Below are 22,856 nucleotides of genomic sequence, written 5' to 3'. Positions count from 1 at the left end.
CCTCCCGCCCCCGTTCGGCGTGGGGTAGCTTTCACCGCGCTGTGCGGGGGCGTCACGAGAAGCGGGGAGCGGGGTTTGCGCGAGTTCACCAGTCCTCCGTCGACGTCGGCACCACCGGTGGGCGGTCTCGCCGACGTCGTCTTCCGGCACGCCCAGGAGGACCCGCGGCACATCGCGCTCGGCCGCAAGGACGACGCCGGCCAGTGGCGGGACGTGACCGCCGGGGCGTTCCGCGACGAGGTGCTGGCCCTCGCCAAGGGCCTGCTCGCCCAGGGCATCCGCTTCGGCGACCGGGTCGCCATCATGTCCCGCACCCGCTACGAGTGGACCCTCTTCGACTTCGCCCTGTGGACGATCGGCGCCCAGGTGGTGCCCGTGTACCCGACCTCGTCGCCCGAGCAGTGCGTGTGGATGCTGTACGACGCCGAGGTGACGGCCGCGGTCGTGGAGCACGAGGACCACGCGATGACGATCGCCACCGTCATCGACCGGCTGCCGCGTCTGCGCGGCCTGTGGCAGCTCGACTCCGGCGCCGTCCAGGAGCTGTACGAGGCGGGCGCCCATCTCGACGACGACGTGGTGCACCGGCACCGGAAGGCGGTCACGCCCGACACGCCCGCCACCGTCATCTACACCTCGGGCACCACCGGCCGCCCCAAGGGCTGTGTCATCTCGCACGGCAACTTCATGTACGAGGCGGACACCGTCATCGAGCGCTGGGAGCCGGTGTTCCACTCCAGGAAGGGCGACGAGGCGGCGACCCTGCTCTTCCTGCCGCTCGCCCATGTCTTCGGCCGGATGGTGGAGGTCGCGGCGATCCGCGGCCGGGTCCGCTTCGGGCACCAGCCGCAGTTGAACGCGGCCGCCCTGCTGCCCGACCTGGCGGCCTTCAGGCCGACGTTCATCCTGGCGGTGCCGTACATCTTCGAGAAGGTGTTCAACGCGGCCCGGCGCAAGGCCGAGAAGGAGGGGAAGGACGGTCCCTTCGAGAAGGCCGTCGACGTGGCCGTGAAGTACGCGGAGGCGGTGGAGGCCAAGGCCTGGGGCGTCGGCCCCGGCCCGTCGGCGGGGCTGCGCGTGCAGCACCAGCTCTTCGACAAGCTCGTCTACACGAAGGTGCGGGCGGCGATGGGCGGGCGCCTGCGCAACGCCATGTCGGGCGGCTCGGCGATGGACCGGCGGCTCGGCCTGTTCTTCGCGGGCGCGGGCGTGCAGATCTACGAGGGATACGGCCTGACCGAGTCCACGGCGGCGGCCACCGCCAACCCGCCCGAACGCACCCGCTACGGCACCGTCGGCCGCCCCGTCCCGGGCGTCACGGTGCACATCGCGGACGACGGCGAGATCTGGCTGAACGGCGGCAACGTCTTCCAGGGCTACCTCAACAACCCGAAGGCCACCCACGAGACCCTGCGGGACGGCTGGCTGGCCACCGGCGACCTGGGCGCGCTGGACGAGGACGGCTACCTCACCATCACCGGCCGCAAGAAGGAGATCCTGGTGACCTCCGGCGGCAAGAGCCTCTCACCGGGTCTGCTGGAGGAACGCGTCCGGGACCATCCGCTGGTCAACCAGTGCATCGTCGTAGGCAACGACCGGCCCTACGTCGCCGCTCTCATCACCCTCGACCAGGAGGCCGTCGACCACTGGCTGACGATGCGCAACAAGCCCCGGCTGCCCGCGGCCGAGCTGGTCCACGACGCCGACCTGGAGACCGAGGTGCGGCGCGCGGTCGTCGCGGCCAACACGCTGGTGTCACAGGCCGAGTCGATCCGCACGTTCCGCGTCCTCGCGCAGCCGTTCACCGAGGAGCACGGGCTGCTGACGCCCTCGCTGAAACTGAAGCGCAAGGCCATCGAGAAGGCCTACGGCAGCGAGGTCGAGGCGCTGTACACAGCGTGACTTCGCGGGTCAGGAATGCATCACGGGCCGTGATCGTTGACCATGTGAGTACCACCTGACCACAACCGAAGGATCAAGAGCTCGTGAGCAGCAAGGTCCCCCCGATCATCCTGAACAACGGCGTCGAGATGCCCCAGCTGGGCTTCGGCGTCTGGCAGGTTCCGGACGACGAGGCCGAGAAGGCCGTCGCCCACGCGCTGGAGGCCGGGTACCGCAGCATCGACACAGCGGCGATCTACGGCAATGAGGAGGGCACCGGCAAGGCGATCGCCGCCTCGGGCGTCGCCCGCGAGGACCTCTTCGTCACCACCAAGCTCTGGAACAGCGACCAGGGGTACGACTCCACCCTCCGCGCCTTCGACACGTCGCTGGCGAGGCTGGGCCTGGAGTACGTCGACCTGTACCTGATCCACTGGCCCATGCCGGCCAAGGAGCGGTACGTCGACACGTACAAGGCGTTCGAGAAGCTGCACGCCGACGGCCGCGTCCGGGCCATCGGCGTCTCCAACTTCTACCCGGAGCACCTGGAGCGGCTGATCGGCGAGACGTCGGTCATCCCGGCGGTCAACCAGATCGAGCTGCACCCGCACCTCCAGCAGCACGCCGCCCGTGAGTACCACGCGGAGCAGGGCATCGCCACCGAGGCCTGGTCCCCGCTCGGCCAGGGCAAGGGCCTGCTGGAGGTCCCGGCGATCGTGGCGATCGCCCAGAAGCACGGCCGCACCCCGGCCCAGGTCGTGCTGCGCTGGCACCTCCAGATCGGCAACGTGGTGATCCCGAAGTCCGTGACGCCGTCCCGGATCAAGGAGAACATCGACGTGTTCGGCTTCGCCCTGGACACCGAGGACCTCGCGGCGATCAGCGCGCTCAACGAGGACCGACGGCTGGGATTCGACCCCGCGGAGTTCAACGGAGAATGACCGACGGGGAATGAGACGCGACCCCGCCTGAAGGGGCCCGGCCGGTGCGGCCGGGCCCCTTCACGGTCTCGGTGGGCCTGCACCGGCCGCCGTCGGCCACCCGGTCAGGAAGGCCGCCGGGCCGTGTAGACCGTGTGCGCCACCAGCACGAACACGTCCTGGCGCCGGTGCACGCTCGCCTCGTCCCCGGGGTCGAGCAGCCGGTCCAGGGTGGCCCGGTCGCCCGCGTCCAGACCGTCCCCGACCCGGTCACGCATCCGGGACAACGAGGAGACGACGTAGGCGCGGGCCTCGTCCGAAACGGGCGCGGGCAGGTCGAGCAGGAAGCTGCGGGTGCCGCTGTGCTCGAGTCCCGCCGAGGTCAGCAGCGCCGGCCAGTCCTCGGTCACGGCCACCGTGCCGGGCAGGCTCGCGCGCATCTCCGCGAAGAAGTCCTCCTCCACGGCGTGCATCCTGGCCTGCAGCCCGGGCCGCCCGATGCCGAGGTCGCGGGGCAGGAACCGGCCGGGCAGTCCGCCCTCCAGGACCGCCAGCGTGCCGCCGGGTGCCAGGTGCCCGGCGAGCGCGGTGAGGGCCGCGCGCTGGTCTCCGAGGTGGTGCAGACTCTGGCTGGCCCACAGCAGGTCGGCGGGGTACTCGAGCTCGCCCAGTACGCCGGGCAGGTCACCGGCGAGGGTGCCGAAGCGGTCGCCGACGCCGAGCCGGGCGGCGCGGGCGCGGGCCCGCTCCAGCAGCGGCCCGGCGCCGTCGACGGCGACGACACGGGCTCCCGGGAAGGTGTCGGCGAACAGGCAGGAGACGACGCCGGGCCCACTGCCGACGTCGACGACCAGGCCGGGCTCGGTCACCTCGCGTGCCAGCCAGGTCATGGCCTGCCGGTACAGCGGCGTGTACAGCTCCGCCTGCGCCTCCAGCAGCGGGGCCATCTCGGCCCAGTCCATATGCTCATGGTCGTGGTCGTGGTCGTGCCCGGGTGCGGAGTCGTGGCCGTGGCCGGGTGCGGAGTCGTGGCCGTGGCCGGGTGCGGAGTCGTGCTTGTGCTGGTGGTGGTGGTCGTGCGCCATGGTGTTCAGCCTCCCGTTCGCGGTGCCGCCAGAGTGCGACGACTCACCGCGTCGAGGCAAATCATGTTGCCGCAATCGCAAAAGCGCACCGTCGGGGCCCGGTCCGGAGACCGGACCCCGACGGTGTCACCTACGCGGGGGCCCGCTTACGACAGCGGCGGGTAGGCGTTCTTCATGAGCTCCTGGAACTGCGCGGAGAACCAGTGCCCGGACACCGGGGCGTTGTCCAGGGCGCCCGACGGGTTGCCGCCGTTGCGCGGGTTGCCCTCGTACGTGGGGTCGCACATCCGGTCGAAGCCCTTGCCCTCGTCGTTGTCGATCGGCTCGCTCGCGCCGTCGGACTCGCCCGGGGGCTTCATCCAGACGTACGCGTCGATCCCGGCGGCGGGAGAGGCCTGCGGGCGTTCACCGAGGCCGGCTCCGGACTGGTTGCACCAGTTGCCGAGGTGGATGCGGCGGTCGTAGCGGCCGCCGTCCACGTAGGCGTTTACGTCGGTCTGCGGGCCGGGACCGGCGGGCCGGGCCGCGCCGCCCCAGCCGTTGCGGGAGGTGTCGATCAGCATGCCGAGGTTCTGGTCGAAGCCGAGTGTGACCAGCTTGTCGCGCATGGCCTGGGCGTAGGACAGCTCGTCGGTGTACTGGTTCCAGTCCACCCAGTCGGACTGGCGCACGGAGGTTCCGTTCACGGAGTCCGTGATCTTGAAGTTCTCCTCCTTCAGGGCGCTGTAGTTGGCGGTGTTGACGATGAAGCCGTGTACGTCGTCGACGGTCGCCCCCTCGGTGGTGGCGGCGGTCTTGAACATGTCGGCGGAGGGGCCGAAGTTGCTGTCCCAGCCGAGCCAGCCGTGGTGGCCGGCGTCGACGTAGTTGTAGACGTTGGCGGTGTCACCGAGCTTGTTCAGGGCGTAGCCGACGCCCTTCTGGTAGTTGCCGTTGGCCTTCATCTCGTCGCAGTTCTCCGTGGCGGTCTCCCGCGGCGAGACGTTGGTGACCAGGTTGGGCAGCGAGTCGATCTCGACCGTGGTGACGATCCTGAGGCCCGCGTACTTCGGGTCGGCGAGGATCGCGGCGATCGGGTCGATGTACTCGGTCTTGTACCGGTCGATCTCCGTCGCGTCCAGCTCGCCGTTGGAGGCGAGGGCCGCGCAGTCACGGCCGGGCAGGTTGTAGATGACCAGCTGGATGGCGAGTTCGCCGGAGCCCTTCTGCACCAGCGCCTCGTCGAGGTGGTCGCGCAGGCCCATACCGCCGTTCACACCCTCGATGGCGGCTATCCGGTCGAGCCACACGCCGGTGGGCTGGTCGGAGATGCGGTCACCGCCGGGCTCGGCCGCGGCCTTCTCCTGCCACTCGGGGTTCACGTAGACCTTGGCGCCGTCATAGGGGTTGTCCACCCGGTCGGACGGACCACCGGGGTCCGGCGGGTCGGTCGGGTCCGGGTCGGTCGGGCCCGGATCGGTCGGGCCGCCGTCGTCGACGTTGCAGGTCTCGCCGTTGAGGGTGAAGGTGGCCGGGATCGCGTTGCTGCCGCTGTAGGTGGCCTGGAAGCCGAAGCTGGCCGAACCGCCCGTGGACAGGGTGCCGTTGTACGACTCGTTGGCCGCGGTGACGGCGGCACCGCTCTGACTGACCTTCGCGTTCCAGCTGTTGCTGACCTTCTGGCTGCCGGCGTACGTCCACCCCAGCGACCAGCTGGAGGTGGCGGCGCCGTTGTTGGTGACGGTCACGGCCGCGGTGAAGCCGCTGCCCCAGTCGTTCTGTACCTCGTAGTCGACGGTGCAGGGGACGGCCGCCGCGCCGGCGTTCGCGGAATGGGCGGCGAAGGCCGTGCCGGACGCCCCGGCGACCAGCGTCAGGGCAGCGAGCATCGCGGTTCTGCTACGGGTCATGAGTGCGGGTTCCTTCTTTCGTGGGGGTGCGGGTGCTGTCGTGCGGGGCCGCGCGCCAACCGGGCGCGGCCCGCCGCCGAACGGCATGGGGGTGCCGTTGCCGGAGATCAGGAACGGCCCGCGGGCACGGTGGGACCGCCCGGGGGATGTGCGAGCCGGCACGCCGGCCGATGACGCGTGGGACTGGCCGCGACCGCGGCTAAAAGTCCTGAACACGGAGGGTGGAGCGGGGGGTGTCGCATGAGCGACTCCTTGCAGTTCGGGCGCGCCGTGACGAACGCGTCGACTGATGGAACCGCTCCCACTGGTGCCGACGAAGGTAGCGCCAAGTGACGGTAAAGAACAGGGGAGTCACCGACTTTCTCGCGGCGACATCTGTCGAATCTTTTCGACTGTCCACACATCTTGACCGCAATGGACCCGCTCTTCACTATGGGAGCGCTCCCACTGGTTCAAGGCTTGTTGCTCCTCCCCCACCGCCCCCGAGCCGCAGGAGGAACCAGCACCATGTACCCCCGACACAGACCCGGACGCCGCACCACGCGGCGCCTGTGGACGGCCGCACTGGCGGCCCTCGCGCTCCCCCTCACGATGGTGGGCACCGGCTCGACCCCCGCCCGGGCGGCCGCCCTCCAGTGCAGCGTGGACTACCGGACCAACGACTGGGGCTCCGGCTTCACCGCGGAGCTGACGCTCACCAACCGCGGCGGCGACGCCATCGACGGCTGGACGCTGACGTACGACTACGCGGGCGACCAGAAGCTGACCAACGGCTGGAACGGCACCTGGTCCCAGTCCGGCCGGACCGTCACCGTGAAGAACGCCTCGTACAACGCGCGGATCGCCGCCGGGGCCGCCGTCTCCACCGGCGGGCAGTTCACGTACAGCGGCACCAACGCCGCGCCGGCCGGCTTCGCCGTCAACGGCACCGCCTGCGCCGGCGCGCACCAGCCTCCCATCACCGTGCTGACCAGCCCGGAGGCGGGCGCGGTGTACTCGCAGGGCGAGGCGGTACCGCTGGCGGCCACGGCGGCCGCCGCCGACGACGCCACGATCAGCAAGGTGGAATTCTACGACGACACCACGCTGCTGGGTACGGACACCAGCTCGCCCTACACGCACTCCGCCTCCGGCTTGACCGTGGGCAGTCATTCGCTGGTGGCGAAGGCGTACGACAGCGCGGGCGCCTCCGCGAGCTCGACGCCGGTCGGCATCACGGTCGCCTCGGGACCGACCGTGGTGGCCACACCCGCCCAACTGGGTGTCCAGCAGGGCGAGTCCGGGGCGTACGAGGTCAAGCTCTCGAAGCAGCCGACCGCGAACGTCACGGTGACGACGGCCCGCGCGAGCGGCAACACCGGCCTGACCGTCTCCGGCGGGGCGAGTCTCACCTTCACCCCGTCGAACTGGGACACCGCCCAGGAGGTGACCATCGCGGCCGACGCCTCCGGCACCGGCTCGGCCCTCTTCGAGTCGACGGCCCCCGGCCACGGCAAGGCCGCGGTCAACGTGACCCAGCTGGCAGCCGCGAAGGACTACGACGCCCGCTTCCTGGAGCTCTACGGGAAGATCACCGACCCGGCGAACGGCTACTTCTCGCCCGAGGGCATCCCGTACCACTCGGTCGAGACGCTGATCGTCGAGGCCCCCGACCACGGGCACGAGACCACGTCCGAGGCGTACAGCTACCTGCTGTGGCTCCAGGCCATGTACGGCAAGGTCACCGGCGACTGGACGAGGTTCAACAACGCCTGGGAGATCATGGAGACGTACATGATCCCCACGCACGCCGACCAGCCGTCCAACTCGGCCTACAACGCCTCGAAACCGGCGACGTACGCACCCGAGCTGGACACGCCGGACGAGTACCCGGCGCCCCTGGACGGCGCGGTCTCCGTCGGCCCGGACCCGATCGCCGCCGAGCTGAAGTCGGCGTACGGCACGGACGACGTCTACGGCATGCACTGGCTCCAGGACGTCGACAACACCTACGGTTACGGCAACTCGCCCGGCAAGTGCGAGGCGGGTCCGTCGGACACCGGCCCGTCGTACATCAACACCTTCCAGCGCGGCGCGCAGGAGTCGGTGTGGGAGACGGTGCCGCAGCCGACCTGCGACGCCTTCAAGTACGGCGGCGAGAACGGCTACCTGGACCTCTTCACGGGTGACGCCTCCTACGCCAAGCAGTGGAAGTTCACCAACGCCCCGGACGCCGACGCGCGGGCCGTACAGGCCGCGTACTGGGCGGACATCTGGGCGGAGGAGCAGGGCAAGGGCGAGGAGATCGCCGGGACCCTGGACAAGGCCGCCAAGATGGGCGACTACCTGCGCTACGCCATGTTCGACAAGTACTTCAAGAAGGTCGGGAACTGCGTGGGTCCGACGAGCTGCCCGGCGGGCACGGGCAAGGACTCCTCGCACTACCTGCTGTCCTGGTACTACGCCTGGGGCGGCGCCGTGGACAGCTCGGCGGGCTGGGCCTGGCGCATCGGCTCCAGCCACACCCACGGCGGCTACCAGAACCCGCTGGCCGCGTACGCGCTGAGCACCTACGACGACCTGAAGCCGAAGTCGGCGACGGGCGCGCAGGACTGGGCCAAGTCCCTCGACCGTCAGGTGGAGTTCTACCGCTGGCTGCAGTCCGACGAGGGCGCCATCGCGGGCGGCGCCACCAACAGCTGGGCGGGCCGGTACGCGACGCCGCCGGCCGGTACGCCGACCTTCTACGGCATGTACTACGACGAGAAGCCGGTGTACCACGACCCGCCGTCCAACCAGTGGTTCGGCTTCCAGGCGTGGTCCATGGAGCGGGTCGCAGAGTACTACCAGCAGAGCGGTGACGCGGCGGCCAAGGAGGTCCTGGACAAGTGGGTCGACTGGGCGCTGTCGGAGACGACGGTCAACCCGGACGGCACCTTCCGGATCCCCTCGACGATGCGGTGGTCGGGGCAGCCCGACACCTGGAACGCCTCCTCCCCGGGTGACAACAGCGACCTGCACGTCACCGTCTCGGACTACACCGACGACGTCGGTGTGGCGGCTGCGTACGCCAAGACCCTGACGTACTACGCCGACCGCTCGGGCGACACCGAGGCGGCGGCGACCGCGAAGGCGCTGCTGGACGGCATGTGGGAGAACAACCAGACCGCGCTCGGCATCGCCGTGCCGGAGACCCGCGCCGACTACAACCGCTTCGACGACCCGGTCCACGTCCCGAGCGGCTGGACCGGGACCATGCCGAACGGCGACACGATCGACGAGTCGTCGACCTTCGCCTCGATCCGCTCCTTCTACCAGGACGACCCGGCCTGGTCGAAGATCGAGAGCTATCTCGCGGGCGGTGCCGCGCCCACGTTCACGTACCACCGGTTCTGGGCCCAGGCGGACATAGCCCTCGCCATGGGCTCGTACGCGGAGCTACTGGAATAGCCCCCGCGAAGCGCTCCGCGGGCCGGCGGTTCTCCGGCCCCGGTAACGCTTGACGGCTCCGCGTACACGGTCTTGTCACCGGACGACGAGACCACCCGACCGGGCGGCCCCCACCCACACCGAGGGCCGCCCGGTCCTCGCGCGTTTCCTTCCCTCCCTGGCACCAGGTCCATGAGCGTTGAGGACCGCCCGGGAGGGCGCGTGCCGGCGGCGCGTTCTCCCGCCTCGGTGACCAGTGCGCCCGTTTCACGCCCTTGTGTCCCCGCTGTACTTCTTCGACCGTTGTGGGAGTGGGAGTGGTGGCGAGGACAGGGGGCGCCGCATGGCGCGAACGTGGGAGGGCGCGGCAGGGCGGCTGTCGCTCGGACTGGCGGTGCTGCTGCACCGGACGGTCGCGGGCGAGGCCGCGAGAAGGAGACTTCAGAACTGGCGGGACGCCGCCCTGCGCGACGCGTACCGGCGGGGCGTCCCGGTGGAGGTGCTCGCCTCCCGGACGCGGCTGACACAGGGGTGGCTCAGGACAGTGGTCACCGGCGGGAAGCCCCCGCCGGTGGACCGGGCCGCCTGAAGGGGCGGACGTGGATCAGGGCGTGCGGACCGTCGGCCTGGGTGCCGTCGGCATCCCGCTGCCGAGGAAGAAGCTCGGGTGCGGCGGCTGGTTGTAAGCCGTGTTCTGCCAGGCCAGGGCCGTGCGGTACTGGGTGTCGTGGAGGAGGGTCGTGATCCTGCGGTCCGTGTCGTGCGGCGTGGAGTAGATACGCAGGGCCGTGTTGTTGGTGCTGCGCCAGATGACCTCCTCGCGCCAGTCGCCGAGGATGTCGCCGGCGAGGACCGGTGTGGCCTTCGTCCCGTTGTTGGAGGCGACGCCGGAGCCGGTCAGGAGGCGGGTGTCGCCGGAGGTGCCGTACTTGTCGACGCGGGTGCCGTCGAGGAGTTCGCGGACGGGGTCGCCGTCCCACCAGGACACGAAGTTGGCGCTGGAGGGCTTGCGGCTGTTGACCACCGTGCCCTTCGGGCCGCGGATGCCGCTCTCGGCCGACGACCAGGACTCGGCGCCCGCGCTGCCGGACCAGATGTCGGCACAGACGCCCCGGCCGTTGTCGCCGCTCGCGCCGGTGGCCCAGATGATCTGGCCCGTGCGCGCGTCGGCCATCCACGACGAGGGCTTCGAGCTGTCCTCGTCGACCTTGAACTCCTCCAGGCCCGCGCGGGACGGGTCGAGGTCCCCGACGTGCATGGCGTCGCCGTGGCCGTTCCTCGTGGTCCACAGGGCGTGGCCGTTGTCGTCGACGGCCATGGCGCCGTAGACGATCTCGTCCCTGCCGTCGCCGTCGACGTCGGCGACGGAGAGCTGGTGGTTGCCCTGGCCGTCGTAGCCCCTGCCGGCGTTGGTGGAGGAGTTGGTGTCGAAGGTCCAGCGGCGGGTGAAGGAGCCGTCGCGCCAGTCCCAGGCGGCGATCACCGAGCGCGTGTAGTAGCCGCGCGCCATGATCAGGGAGGGGCGGGAGCCGTCCAGGTACGCCGTGCCGGCCAGGAAGCGGTCGACGCGGTTGCCGTAGGAGTCGCCCCAGGAGGAGACGTTGCCCCGGGCGGGCACGTAGTCGACGGTGCCCATCGCCCTGCCGGTCTGCCCGTTGAACATGGTGAGGTACTCGGGGCCGGACAGGATGTAGCCGGAGGAGTTGCGGTGGTCGGCCGAGGAGCTGCCGATGACCGCGCCGGTGCCGTCCCTCGTGCCGTCGGCGGTCTTCATGGCGACCTCGGCCTTGCCGTCGCCGTCGTAGTCGTACACCTGGAACTGCGTGTAGTGGGCGCCGGAGCGGATGTTGCGGCCCAGGTCGACGCGCCACAGCCGGGTGCCGTCGAGCTTGATGCCGTCGACGATCGTGTTGCCCGTGTATCCGGACTGCGAGTTGTCCTTGGCGTTGGTCGGCTGCCACTTGAGGACGATGTCCAGCGCGCCGTCGCCGTCGAGGTCGCCGACGGAGGCGTCGTTGGCCTCGTAGGTGTAGGAGACGCCGTCGGGTGTGGTGCCGCCGGACGGAGCGCTGATCGGCACGTCCTTGTAGCCGGCCCGGAACTGGATGGCGTGGACCGAGTCGCCCTGCTCCGTGCCGCCCACGACGGCTCGGACGGTGTAGTCGGCGTGGGAGGGGGCGCCGGAGTGGAAGTAGGTGGTGGAGCCGGTGAGAGGTGCGGAGTTGACCTTCGTGCCGGCCCGGTAGACGTTGAACGAGACGTTGTCCGGGTCGGTGCCCAGCCAGCGCCAGCTGACCAGGTTGCCGTCGCCGGTGTGGACGCTGACCACGCCCCGGTCGAGGGCCTCGACCTGCCGGGCGGTGGCGGCCTCGGCGGTGTCGGTGGTGAGAGCGGTCAGGCCGGTGCCGACGAGGCCTGCGGCGGCGAGGGCCGCGCCCAGGACGAGTGGACGACGTCTGCGTTTCTTGTGGGGGTGCCTCACGGGACGAACCTCCTGGAGGACGGATGGTTTCCGTCTGTCGGTCGCCGCCGGGGGCCGCCGGGTTGCCGCTCCGGGCCCACGGCTTCCTACGGTTTCGCGAACGCTCGCAGGGTGAAGACCGGGTCGGGGCGCGGCCGTTCCTGGTCGGGGAGGGCCGCGAGCCGGGCGGCGAAGCGCTCCGCGAGCGGGTCGCCCGGCGGCAGCGTGACGAACCAGCCGCGTCGCAGGTCGGCGACCGTGCGGCGGGGGCTGCGGCCCTGGCCCCGACCGGTGAACCGGACCTGCCCCGCCGGGATCAGGCCGTGGGCGCGGGCGTACGACTCGACGAGGGCGGCGGCGTCGTGGGCGGTGCTGGGCGGGCGGGAGGCGAGCACGGCGTCGATGTCACTGCCCACGTTGTGCGAGGCGCCCTTGTCGACCGTCGTCACGTACACCCCACCGGGCCGCAGGACGCGGGCGCACTCGCCGACGATCGCCCGTACGTTGTCGGCGCCGCCGGCGAGGTGCAGCAGCCACACGCTGCTGACGGCGTCGAACTCCCCGTCCCGGAAGGGCAGCCGGCGGCTGTCGGCCAGCACGACGGCGCCGGGCAGCCGGGCGGCGGCGTAGCGGGCCATGGCGGGGGCGAGGTCGGCGCCGGTCACGCGCATGCCCTCACGCCCGGCGGCGAGGCGCCGGGTGACGATGCCGGTGCCGCAGGCGACGTCGAGCAGGCTGCGCGCCTGCCGCGGCACGAGGCTCAGTACGGCCTGCGCGGCGGCCTCGGCGCGGGGCTCGCCGCCGCGGGAGGCGTCGTACCGCTCCGCTTCCTTGTCGTAGTCGAGCACATCGGTCAGTGTGCCGCATGGCCGGCGGCCAGGTCCTCCACCCTGCGGGCGAGCTCGACGTCCTTCTCGGTGACGGCACCGCCCGCGCTGTGGGTGTGCACGGCCAGGGAGACGGTGTTGTAGCCGAGGGTCAGGTCGGAGTGGTGGTCCAGTTCCTCCTGTGTCTGGGCGATGTGGACGACCATCGCGGCGGCCGCGAAGTGGGAGCCGAGCCGGTAGGAACGGGTGAGGCGGCCGTCCTCCAGGGACCAGCCCGGCAGCTCGGCCAGCCGCTCCTCGATCTCCTTATGCGACAGCGGTTCGACGGGCATGGGCCGCGCTCCCTTCCTGGGGTGGGTCTCCCTCGTGCATCCGGTACCCGGGGTCTCCCCCTGATACCTGGTACCCGTTCAGCCTGCCACAACGCGGCCGTCCGGGCCTTGGCCGGAAGGTCGGCCGGTCCCTGCTCAGGAGCGTCCGCCAGTCCCTGCTCCAGGAGCGTCCGCCAGTCCCCGCTCCAGGGGCGTGGGCCGGTCCCGGTGCGGACCGCTGTCGGCTACCGTTCGGCGTATGACCGCACTCATGTCCGGTACCGCCCCCACCGCCCAGGGCGTGGGCCCGCTGCTGCGGGCCTGGCGGGAGCAGCGGCGGGTCAGCCAGCTGGAGCTGGCGCTGCGCGCCGACTCCTCCGCCCGGCACATCAGTTTCGTCGAGACGGGCCGCTCCCGGCCGAGCGAGGAGATGGTGCTGCGGCTCGCCGAGCACCTGGACGTCCCCGTGCGGGAGCGCAACGCGCTGCTGCTCGCGGCCGGTTACGCCCCGCACTACCCGGAGACCCCGCTGGACGACCCGGCGATGGACGCCCTGCGCGAGGGCATGGAGCGGCTGATCCGGGGATACGAGCCCTATCCCGCACTGGTCGTGGACGCCACGTACCGGGTGCTGGCCGCCAACCGGGGCATTCTGATGCTGATGGACGGTGTGTCGGAGCGTCTGCTGGAGCCGCCGCTGAACGCGATCCGGCTCACCCTGCACCCGGAGGGTCTGGCGCCGCGCATCCGCAACCTGCGCGAGTGGCGCGGGCATCTACTGGAGCAGATGGAGCGGCAGATCGCCCTGCACCGCTCGGAGCCGCTGCGGGCGCTGTACGAGGAAGTGGCGGCGTATCCGGTGCCGGACACCGCGGGGGGCGGTGAGCCGGCCGAGCCGGTGCCGTACTTCGCACTGCCGATGCAGATCGAGCACGAGGGCCACACCCTGTCGTTCATCTCGTCCATCTCCACCTTCAACACACCGATGGACGTGACCGTCGCCGAGCTGGCCATCGAGACACTGCTCCCGGCCGACCCGGCGACGGTCAAGTACCTTCACACACTGCTGTCCTGACGTTGCCGCAGCGCCACGTACTGCAGCAGGGCGAACCCGGCGACGGTGAGCGCCTGGAGCACCGTCCACACCGCGCCGGCCGTGGTGGGCGTCAGCCAGAGGGCGAGGGCGGCGAGACTGACCGCCGCCCAGGCGAGGTTGGCCTCGACGACGGCCCGTACGGCGAGCACCGGGGGCCGGCGGCGGGAGGCCAGCAGGGCGACTCCGGCCGCGTACACCGCGAGGAACGCGCCGAGGCCGATCAGCAGCCCGGAACCGGCGCCGAGGAACCGGCCCAGCGGTCCGGCGAACGCGAGGTAGGCGAGCGCGTTGGCGCCGGTCACCACCGCGTCGAGGGCGAGGAAGCGGCGCAGCATCAGCTGCGGCTCGGCGGTGCGGACAAGTGCGGCCATCTGGTTCGTGGACATGACGAGTCACCCTCCGTCAGGGTCGGACACGGCTGTGGGAACCGGGTCCCGGACCGGAGTGCGCCGGACCGGAACCCGATGACCCCACGATCCCGTCCGGACCGCGCCCGGTCGATTACCCGCCAGGTAATGATGTTGATCCCCGACCACCCCTTGTGAACCTGACCGGAGAGCATGACAGACTGCGGGCAGACTTGGGCGCGTTGGGGAGGCGTGGCGTGAGTGAGCGGCGGGCCGCACCCACCGTGGGCCAGGTGGTCCTCGGCAGACGGCTTCAGGAACTCCGGGAGACGGCGGGCCTCAAGCGCGAGGAGGCCGCCAAGGTGCTGCGGGTGGCCCCGGCGACCGTGCGACGCATGGAGATGGCCGAGGTCGCGCTGAAGATACCGTATGTCCAGATCCTGCTGACGGCGTACGGAGTGCCCACGAGCGAGGTCTCGGCGTTCGTGGCGCTGGCCGAGGAGGCGAACCAGCCGGGCTGGTGGCAGCGGTTCCACGACGTGCTGCCGGACTGGTTCAGCATGTACGTGAGCCTGGAGGGCGCCGCACGGATCGTCCGCTCCTACGAGCCGCACTTCATACCCGGGCTGCTGCAGACCGAGGACTACGCCCGCTCGGTCCTGGAGGCCGGGACGATCGGGAGCGCGGGCCGGGACGCGGTGGAACGGCACGTGTCCCTGCGCATGGAGCGGCAGCGGCTGCTGGAGGACGCGGACGCGCCCCACCTGTGGGTGGTGATGGACGAGACGGTGCTGCGGCGCCCGGTGAGCGTCGACGGCCGGGTGATGCGCGACCAGTTGGACAAGCTGCTGGAGTTCTCGGCCCGGGACCGGGTGACGCTCCAGGTCGCCGAGTTCGAGGACGGGCCGCACCCCGGGACGTACGCGCCGTTCACGCTCTTCCGGTTCGCGGAGCCGGAGCTGCCCGACATGGTCTTCACCGAGTATCTGACCGGTGCCCTGTACCTGGACTCCCGCGCGGAGGTATCCGCGCATCTGGAGGTCCTGGACCACATGACGGCGCGGGCCGCCTCGACCCAGCGCACCGAGAAGGTCCTGCGCGAGTACCGCGAGATCTTCTGACCCGGCGACCCACCGCACCAGGCCCGAACACGACCGCACCCGAACACCACCAGGCTCCGAGGAGACGACAGCGCATGACCGGATCCGACGCCACCCCCGCCCCCATCGACACCAGCCGGCCGCACCCGGCCCGCGTCTACGACTGGTGGCTGGGCGGCAAGGACAACTACCCGGTGGACGAGGAACTGGCCCGCAGGATCCTCGCGGCGGACAACACGGCGGTCCGTGGGGCGCGGGCCAACCGCCGGTTCATGCACCGGGCCGTCCGTACGCTCGCCGAGACCGGGATCCGCCAGTTCCTGGACATCGGCACCGGCATCCCCACCGAGCCGAACCTGCACCAGGTGGCCCAGGCCGTGGCTCCCGAGGCGCGGGTCGTCTACGCCGACAACGACCCGATCGTCCTGCGGCACGCCCAGGCGCTGCTGCACGGCTCGGCACAGGGGGCCACCGAGTACGTCCACGCGGACGTCCGGGACCCGGACCTCATCCTGCGGCTGGCGGGCGAGTCCCTGGACTTCGCACGGCCGGTGGCCCTGTCGCTGGTGGCCCTGACGCACTACCTCGGCGACGCGGTCGACGGTGACGACGTGCACGGGCTGCTGAAGCGGTACGTCGACGCGCTCGCGCCCGGCAGTTTCCTGGTCCTGTCGCAGGTCACGCCCGATCTGAATCCCGAGGCGGTGGGCAAGGCCGCCGGTCTGTTCGCCCGCGGCGGCACGCCGTTCTACCCGCGCTCGCTCACCGAGTTCACGCGCTTCTTCGACGGCCTGGAACTGCTGGGCCCCGGTGTCATCCCGGTCATCGGGTGGCGGCCGGACCCGGAGGACGTGGCGGTCCAGGCGGAGGGCATCGTGCCGGTGTACGCGGGGGTGGCGCGCAAGCCCTGACGGGCCCGGCCGCCGGTGCCTCCTGACCCGTACGGGCGCCGCGAACAGGTGCGCTCCCCCGCCCGCCCCTAGGTTCGATAGCCAGGGCCCGGTCGATCGAGGGAGCGCACGTGACCGACACGCGGACACCGCCCACCGAGCCGGGCGCGGCGCTACTGCGGGCAGGGCGGTTCTTCCGGCCGGGCACGGCCGCGCCCGACCTGCACAGCATCGGGCTGGTCGGCGGCCGGGAGGCGGACGCCTTCTACCGGGACCGCTGGAGCCACGACAAGGTCGTGACCTCCACGCACGGCGTGAACTGCACCGGCTCCTGCCGCTGGAACGTGTTCGTCAAGGACGGCATCATCACCTGGGAGACCCAGGCGACGGACTACCCGTCGGTCGGCCCGGACCGCCCCGAGTACGAGCCGCGCGGCTGTCCCCGGGGCGCGGCGTTCTCCTGGTACACGTACTCGCCGACCCGCGTGCGCTACCCGTACGTGCGCGGGGTGCTGCTGGAGATGTACCGGGAGGCGAAGGCCCGGCTGCCGGACCCAGTACTGGCCTGGGCCGACATCCAGGGCGACCCGGAACGCCGGCGGCGTTACCAGCGGGCGCGGGGCAAGGGCGGTCTGGTCCGGGCGACGTGGGACGAGGCGGTCGAGATGGTCGCCGCGGCCCACGTCCACACCATCCGCACGCAGGGCCCGGACCGTATCGCGGGCTTCTCCCCCATCCCGGCGATGTCGATGGTGTCGCACGCGGCGGGCGCCCGCTTCCACTCCCTCATCGGCGCCCCGATGCTGTCGTTCTACGACTGGTACGCCGACCTGCCCGTGGCGTCCCCGCAGGTCTTCGGCGACCAGACGGACGTGCCGGAGTCGGGCGACTGGTGGGACGCCGCGTACCTGATCATGTGGGGTTCGAACGTCCCGGTGACCCGCACGCCGGACGCGCACTGGATGGCGGAGGCCCGCTACCGGGGCCAGAAGGTCGTCGTCGTCTCCCCCGACTACGCCGACAACACCAAGTTCGCCGACCAGTGGCTGCACCCGCACCCGGGGACGGACGCCGCGCTGGCCCTGGCGATGGGGCACGTGGTCCTCAAGGAGTTCTTCGTCGACCGCGTCACCCCCTTCTTCGACGACTACGTACGGCGCTTCACCGACCTGCCGTTCCTGGTGACGCTGGACGAGCGGGACGGGGCGTACGTCCCGGCGAAGTTCCTGCGCGCGGCCGACCTGGGGCAGGAGGGTGAGGACGCGCGCTGGAAGACGGTCGTGCTGGACGAGGCGACGGGCCGGGCCGTCGTCCCGAACGGCTCCCTGGGCTTTCGCTGGAACGAGGCCGACCAGGGCAGGTGGAACCTCGACCTGGGCGACGTACGGCCCCGGCTGAGCCTGCACGGCCACGAGATGGCGTCGGGCGTCAAGGTGCTCCTCCCCCGCTTCGACACCGACGGCGGCGCGCACGCGCAGGGCCGCGGGGAGGTCGTCCGGCGGGGTGTCCCGGCGACCCGGCTGGGCGGGGCGAACGGGCCGCTGGTGACGACGGTCTTCGACCTGCTGCTGGCGCAGTACGGCGTGGCCCGTGACGGGGTGCCGGGTGACTGGCCGGCGTCGTACGAGGACGCGGACGCGCCCTGCACCCCGGCCTGGCAGGAGACGCACACCTCGGTGCCGGCGGCGGCCTGTGTGCGGATCGCCCGGGAGTTCGCGCGCACCGCCGAGCGCTCCAAGGGGCGCTGCATGATCCTGATGGGTGCGGGCACCAATCACTGGTTCCACTCCGAGACGATCTACCGGGCCTTCCTCGCCCTGCTCCAGCTGACCGGCTGCCAGGGCCGCAACGGCGGCGGCTGGGCGCACTACGTGGGTCAGGAGAAGTGCCGGCCGGTGACCGGGTGGGCGTCGCTGGCGGCCGCGTCGGACTGGTCGCGTCCGCCGCGCCAGATGATCGGCACCGCGTACTGGTTCCTGAACACCGACCAGTGGCGCTACGACCGGTTCGGCGCCGACGTGCTGGCCTCGCCGCTGGGCGAGGGGCGGCTGGCGGGGATGACGGGCGCGGACTGCCTGGCGCTGTCGGCGCGCACGGGGTGGATGCCGTCGTATCCGACCTTCGACCGCAACCCGCTGGAGCTGGGCGAGACGTTCGGCGACCCGGTGGCGAACGCGGTGGCCGAACTGCGCGCCGGCACGCTGAAGTTCGCCTGCGAGGATCCGGACGCGCCTCAGAACTGGCCGCGGATCCTGACCCTGTGGCGGGCCAATCTGCTCGGCTCGTCGGCGAAGGGCGCCGAGTACTTCACCAAGCACCTGCTGGGCACGCACTCCTCGCTGCGTGCCGAACAGGCCGCGCCGGGTGAGCGTCCCCGGGACGTGGTGTGGCACGACGAGGCACCCGAGGGGAAGCTCGACCTGCTGCTGTCGCTGGACTTCCGGCACACCTCGTCCACGCTGCTGTCCGACGTGGTGCTGCCCGCCGCGACCTGGTACGAGAAGCACGACCTGTCCAGTACGGACATGCACCCCTACGTGCACGCCTTCTCCCCGGCCGTGGACCCGCCGTGGCAGACGCGGACCGACTTCGACACCTTCAAGGTGCTGGCGGAGAAGCTGAGCGAGCTGGCCGCCGGGCATCTCGGCGTGCGCAAGGACCTGGTGGCGGCCCCGCTCCAGCACGATACGCCGGGTGAGATCGCTCAGCCGGGCGGCGTCGTACGGGACTGGCGGAGCGGGGAGTGCGCTCCGGAACCCGGGAAGACCATGCCCGGCCTGGTCGTCGTGGAGCGGGACTACACGGCGGTCGGCGCGAAGTTCGCGGCGCTGGGCCCGCTGGTGGAGTCCAAGGGGCTGCCCGCCAAGGGCATCACCCTGAGGCCGGACGAGGAGGTGGAGCGGCTGCGGCACATGAACGGCGCGGTGCGCGGCGGCCCGGCCGACGGGCGTCCGGCACTGGACACGGCGGTGAAGGCCGCCAACACCATCCTGGCCCTGTCCGGCACGACCAACGGGCGCCTGGCCGTCCAGGGCTTCCACACGCTGGAGGCGAAGACCGGGCAGGAGATGGCCCACCTGGCCGCCGAGCACGAGGGCAAGCGGGTCACGTACGCGGACACCCAGGCGGCGCCCGTGCCGGTGATCACCTCGCCGGAGTGGTCGGGCAGCGAGGCGGGCGGACGCCGGTACACGGCGTTCACGCTCAACACCGAGCACCTCAAACCCTGGCACACCCTCACCGGCCGCCAGCACTTCTTCCTCGACCACGACTGGATGCACGAGCTGGGCGAGGCGCTGCCCGTGTACCGGCCGCCGCTGGACATGAGCCGGCTCTTCGGCGAGCCGCGGCTCGGCCCGGACGGGCACCGGGAGGTGACGGTCCGCTACCTCACCCCGCACAACAAGTGGTCCATCCACTCCGAGTACCAGGACAACCTGTTCATGCTGGCGCTGTCCCGGGGCGGCCAGACCATCTGGATGTCGACGCAGGACGCGGACGCGATCGGGGTGTCCGACGACGACTGGATCGAGGCCGTCAACCGCAACGGCGTGGTCGTGGCCCGCGCGATCGTCTCGCACCGCATGCCGCCCGGCACGGTCTACATGCACCACGCGCAGGAACGCACCGTCAACGTGCCCCTTGCGGAGACGACCGGCAAACGCGGCGGCATCCACAACTCGCTCACCCGCCTCATCCTCAAACCCACCCATCTCATCGGCGGCTACGCCCAGTTGTCCTGGGCATTCAACTACCTCGGCCCGACGGGCAACCAGCGCGACGAGGTCACCGTGATCCGCCGCCGCGGCCAGGAGGTCGAGTACTGATGCGCCCGATGGCCCAGGTCGCCATGGTCATGAACCTCGACAAGTGCATCGGCTGCCACACCTGCTCGGTCACCTGCAAGCAGGCGTGGACCAACCGGCGCGGCATGGAGTACGTCTGGTTCAACAACGTCGAGACCCGCCCCGGCCAGGGCTACCCCCGCCGCTACGAGGACCAGGAGAAGTGGCGGGGCGGCTGGGAGCTGAACCGGCGGGGCGCGCTGAAGCTGAAGGCGGGCGGCCGGTTCAGCAAGCTCGCCGGGATCTTCTCCAACCCGAGGCTCCCGGAGATCAAGGACTACTACGAGCCCTGGACGTACGACTACAAGAACCTCACCGACGCCCCGCTCGGCGGCGACTACCCCGTCGCCCGGCCCGTCTCACAGCTCGACGGCAAGCCGATGAAGATCGCCTGGTCCTCGAACTGGGACGACAACCTGGGCGGCGCCCCCGCCTACGGCGACCTCGACCCGATGGTGGAGCGGACCCGCGAACAGGCCTCGGAGAAGGTGCGGTTCGCCTACGAAGAGACCTTCATGTTCTACCTGCCGCGCATCTGCGAGCACTGTCTCAACCCGTCGTGTGTGGCGTCGTGTCCGTCCGGGGCGATGTACAAGCGCTCCGAGGACGGCATCGTCCTGGTCGACCAGGACCGCTGCCGGGGCTGGCGGATGTGCGTGTCCGGATGCCCGTACAAGAAGGTGTACTTCAACCACCGCACCGGCAAGGCCGAGAAGTGCACCTTCTGCTATCCGCGCATCGAGGCCGGCCAGCCGACGGTCTGCTCGGAGACCTGCGTGGGACGGCTCCGGTACCTGGGGGTCGTGCTGTACGACGCCGACAAGGTGACCGAGGCCGCCTCCACACCGGACGAGAAGGACCTGTACGAGGCCCAGTTGGGCGTCTTCCTCGATCCGGAGGACCCGGCGGTGCGGCGGGCAGCGGAGGAGGCGGGCATCCCGTTCGACTGGATCGAGGCGGCCCGGCGCTCCCCCGTACACGCGCTGGTGAGCAGGTACCGCGTCGCACTGCCCCTGCACCCGGAGTACCGCACCATGCCGATGGTCTGGTACATCCCGCCGCTGTCGCCGGTGGTGGACGCGCTGACGGAGACCGGGCACGACGGCGAGGACGCGGGCAACCTCTTCGGCGCGATCGACACGCTGCGCATCCCGCTGGAGTACCTGGCGGAGCTGTTCACCGCGGGGGACGTCGCGCCGGTGCGGGCCTCGCTGGAGAAGCTGGCGGCGATGCGCTCCCACATGCGCGCCATCAACCTCGGCGAGGACCCCGACCCGGCCGTCTGCGCGGGCGTCGGCATGGGAGCCGAGGAGATCCAGGACATGTACCGGCTGCTGGCGATCGCCAAGTACGAGGAGCGGTACGTGATCCCGACGGCGGCCGTCGGGGACGCGCACCGGCTGGAGGCGTCGGCGCTGCCGGACACGTGCAGCCTGGACACCGACGGCGGGCCCGGCATGGGCGGCGACGGGCCGTTCGGCCAGGACTCGGGACGCAGGAGGCTGCCGCTGGTGCCGGTGGAGAACTTCCACATCCTGCGCCGACGGCAGACCGCGGACGACGAGAGGGAGGCCTGATCAGATGCCCGGGTTCGAGGTGCTGTACCAGGCGGCGGCACTCTGTCTGACGTATCCCGACGACGACTTCCGCGTCCGGCTGCCCCTGCTGCGCGAGGCCGCGCCGCAGCTGCGCGCCTTCACCGACCACGCGGCCGTGACACCGCAGGGCGATCTCCAGGCGCACTACGTGGAGGTCTTCGACTTCAAGAACCGGCACAGCCTGTACCTGAGCTGGTGGACCGACGGCGACACCCGCAACCGGGGGATGTCGCTGGTCCGCTTCAAGGAGCTGTACCGCGCCCACGGCCTGGAGTTCACCGACGAGGAACTCCCCGACTTCCTCCCGGCGGTGCTGGAGTTCGCCTCCCGCACCGGGGACATCGGCATGCTCACCGAGCACCGCGACGCCCTGGACCAGCTCCGCTCCCGGCTCACCGCCTTCGGCACGCCCTACGCGTGCGTCCTGGACGCCGTGTGCGCCACCCTGCCGCCCGCTTCCACCGGAGCCCGCCGATGAACGTCTTCCTCTGGGGCGTGCTGCCCTACGCCGCGTTCGCCCTGCTGATCGCGGGCCTGGTCTGGCGTCACCGCTACGACCGCTTCGGCTGGACGACCCGCTCCTCGCAGGTCTACGAGTCGAAGCTGCTGAACGTCGCGTCGCCGGTGTTCCACTACGGCATCCTGTTCGTGCTGGTCGGCCATCTCGTCGGGCTGTTCGTCCCCGAGTCGTGGACGGACGCGATGGGCGTGAGCGAACACGCCTACCACCTGCTGTCGCTGTACGGCGGCACGGCGGCCGGGGTGCTGACGGTCGCCGGGATCCTCGTCCTCGTCTACCGGCGGCGCACCAACGCGCCCGTGTTCCGCGCGACGACCGCCAACGACAAGGTCATGTATGTCTTCCTGCTCGGGGCGATCATCCTGGGCATGGTGGCCAAGCTCGCGCACTCCTCCGGCACCGGCTACGACTACCGGCACACCATCGCGCCCTGGTCGCGCAGTCTGTTCACCCTCCAGCCGAAGACGGAGCTGATGGTGGGGGTGCCGGTGCTGTACCAGGTGCACGCGGTGATCGGGATGGTGCTGATCGCCCTGGTGCCCTACACCCGGCTGGTGCACATGTTCAGCGCGCCGGTGCAGTACCTGTTCCGGCCGTACGTGGTGTACCGGTCGCGCGACCCCAGGCAGCTGGGGCCGCGCCCGGACCGTCCGGGGTGGGAGCGCGCGGGCTCCTAGG

General features: G+C 71.1%; 17 protein-coding genes. 11 read left to right on the top strand and 6 right to left on the bottom strand.

Annotated features, from left to right (window positions below; genetic code table 11):
- Window positions 1-75 precede the first annotated feature (75 nt).
- Entirely contained in the window at window positions 76-1,902 is a 1,827-nt protein-coding gene (locus tag QC283_RS11775; RefSeq protein WP_279561382.1) for an AMP-dependent synthetase/ligase, read from the top strand.
- An 83-nt stretch (window positions 1,903-1,985) separates the two neighbouring features.
- Complete coding sequence (locus tag QC283_RS11770; protein ID WP_279561381.1) at window positions 1,986-2,822, top strand: aldo/keto reductase; 837 nt, start codon at window positions 1,986-1,988, stop codon at window positions 2,820-2,822.
- Between the two features lie 104 nt (window positions 2,823-2,926).
- Here QC283_RS11770 and QC283_RS11765 read toward each other — a convergent pair whose 3' ends face one another.
- Window positions 2,927-3,886 (bottom strand): class I SAM-dependent methyltransferase, encoded by a 960-nt coding sequence (locus QC283_RS11765; protein ID WP_279561380.1) that lies wholly within the window; start codon window positions 3,884-3,886, stop codon window positions 2,927-2,929.
- A gap of 146 nt (window positions 3,887-4,032) precedes the next feature.
- Complete coding sequence (locus QC283_RS11760) at window positions 4,033-5,775, bottom strand: glycoside hydrolase family 6 protein (RefSeq protein WP_279561379.1); 1,743 nt, start codon at window positions 5,773-5,775, stop codon at window positions 4,033-4,035.
- A 507-nt stretch (window positions 5,776-6,282) separates the two neighbouring features.
- Between QC283_RS11760 and QC283_RS11755 the strand changes: the two genes are divergently transcribed.
- On the top strand, window positions 6,283-9,204 hold the full coding sequence (locus QC283_RS11755; RefSeq protein WP_279561378.1) for a glycoside hydrolase family 48 protein: 2,922 nt from the start codon (window positions 6,283-6,285) through the stop codon (window positions 9,202-9,204).
- 322 nt (window positions 9,205-9,526) lie between these two features.
- The gene (locus QC283_RS11750; RefSeq protein WP_279561377.1) at window positions 9,527-9,772 is read left to right on the top strand and encodes a hypothetical protein; all 246 of its coding nucleotides are present in this window, start codon (window positions 9,527-9,529) and stop codon (window positions 9,770-9,772) included.
- A gap of 15 nt (window positions 9,773-9,787) precedes the next feature.
- Here the strand turns inward: QC283_RS11750 and QC283_RS11745 are convergent, their stop codons facing one another.
- The 3 genes from QC283_RS11745 to QC283_RS11735 form a co-directional block, all read right to left on the bottom strand.
- Window positions 9,788-11,665 (bottom strand): rhamnogalacturonan lyase, encoded by a 1,878-nt coding sequence (locus tag QC283_RS11745; protein ID WP_279561376.1) that lies wholly within the window; start codon window positions 11,663-11,665, stop codon window positions 9,788-9,790.
- A gap of 86 nt (window positions 11,666-11,751) precedes the next feature.
- On the bottom strand, window positions 11,752-12,492 hold the full coding sequence (locus QC283_RS11740; protein WP_279561375.1) for a class I SAM-dependent methyltransferase: 741 nt from the start codon (window positions 12,490-12,492) through the stop codon (window positions 11,752-11,754).
- 5 nt (window positions 12,493-12,497) lie between these two features.
- Complete coding sequence (locus tag QC283_RS11735) at window positions 12,498-12,803, bottom strand: 4a-hydroxytetrahydrobiopterin dehydratase (protein WP_279561374.1); 306 nt, start codon at window positions 12,801-12,803, stop codon at window positions 12,498-12,500.
- Window positions 12,804-13,041: 238 nt separating this feature from the next.
- On the opposite strand from QC283_RS11735, the gene QC283_RS11730 reads away from it, so the two are divergent.
- A complete protein-coding gene (locus QC283_RS11730; protein ID WP_279561373.1) occupies window positions 13,042-13,857 on the top strand; it encodes a helix-turn-helix domain-containing protein in 816 nt (271 codons plus the stop codon).
- Here the strand turns inward: QC283_RS11730 and QC283_RS11725 are convergent.
- A complete protein-coding gene (locus tag QC283_RS11725; RefSeq protein WP_279561372.1) occupies window positions 13,839-14,264 on the bottom strand; it encodes a hypothetical protein in 426 nt (141 codons plus the stop codon). The genes QC283_RS11730 and QC283_RS11725 overlap by 19 nt on opposite strands.
- 218 nt (window positions 14,265-14,482) lie before the next feature.
- On the opposite strand from QC283_RS11725, the gene QC283_RS11720 reads away from it, so the two are divergent.
- The 6 genes from QC283_RS11720 (at window position 14,483) to narI (ending at window position 22,855) form a co-directional block, all read left to right on the top strand.
- The gene (locus tag QC283_RS11720) at window positions 14,483-15,346 is read left to right on the top strand and encodes a helix-turn-helix domain-containing protein (RefSeq protein ID WP_279561371.1); all 864 of its coding nucleotides are present in this window, start codon (window positions 14,483-14,485) and stop codon (window positions 15,344-15,346) included.
- A gap of 74 nt (window positions 15,347-15,420) precedes the next feature.
- Entirely contained in the window at window positions 15,421-16,236 is an 816-nt protein-coding gene (locus tag QC283_RS11715) for an SAM-dependent methyltransferase (RefSeq protein ID WP_279561370.1), read from the top strand.
- Between the two features lie 110 nt (window positions 16,237-16,346).
- Window positions 16,347-20,042, top strand: coding sequence for a nitrate reductase subunit alpha (locus tag QC283_RS11710; RefSeq protein ID WP_279561369.1), 3,696 nt, complete (start codon window positions 16,347-16,349; stop codon window positions 20,040-20,042).
- Window positions 20,042-21,637, top strand: coding sequence for a nitrate reductase subunit beta (gene narH, locus QC283_RS11705; protein ID WP_279561368.1), 1,596 nt, complete (start codon window positions 20,042-20,044; stop codon window positions 21,635-21,637). Before QC283_RS11710 ends, narH begins: the two co-directional genes overlap by 1 nt.
- 4 nt (window positions 21,638-21,641) lie before the next feature.
- Window positions 21,642-22,136 (top strand): nitrate reductase molybdenum cofactor assembly chaperone, encoded by a 495-nt coding sequence (narJ, locus tag QC283_RS11700; protein WP_279561367.1) that lies wholly within the window; start codon window positions 21,642-21,644, stop codon window positions 22,134-22,136.
- The gene (gene narI / locus QC283_RS11695) at window positions 22,133-22,855 is read left to right on the top strand and encodes a respiratory nitrate reductase subunit gamma (protein WP_279561366.1); all 723 of its coding nucleotides are present in this window, start codon (window positions 22,133-22,135) and stop codon (window positions 22,853-22,855) included. Before narJ ends, narI begins: the two co-directional genes overlap by 4 nt.
- Window position 22,856 lies beyond the last annotated feature (1 nt).

It is taken from the genome of Streptomyces sp. DH41, assembly GCF_029813785.1.
Lineage (GTDB): Bacteria > Actinomycetota > Actinomycetes > Streptomycetales > Streptomycetaceae > Streptomyces.
This window is presented reverse-complemented; position numbering and strand designations above follow the sequence as displayed.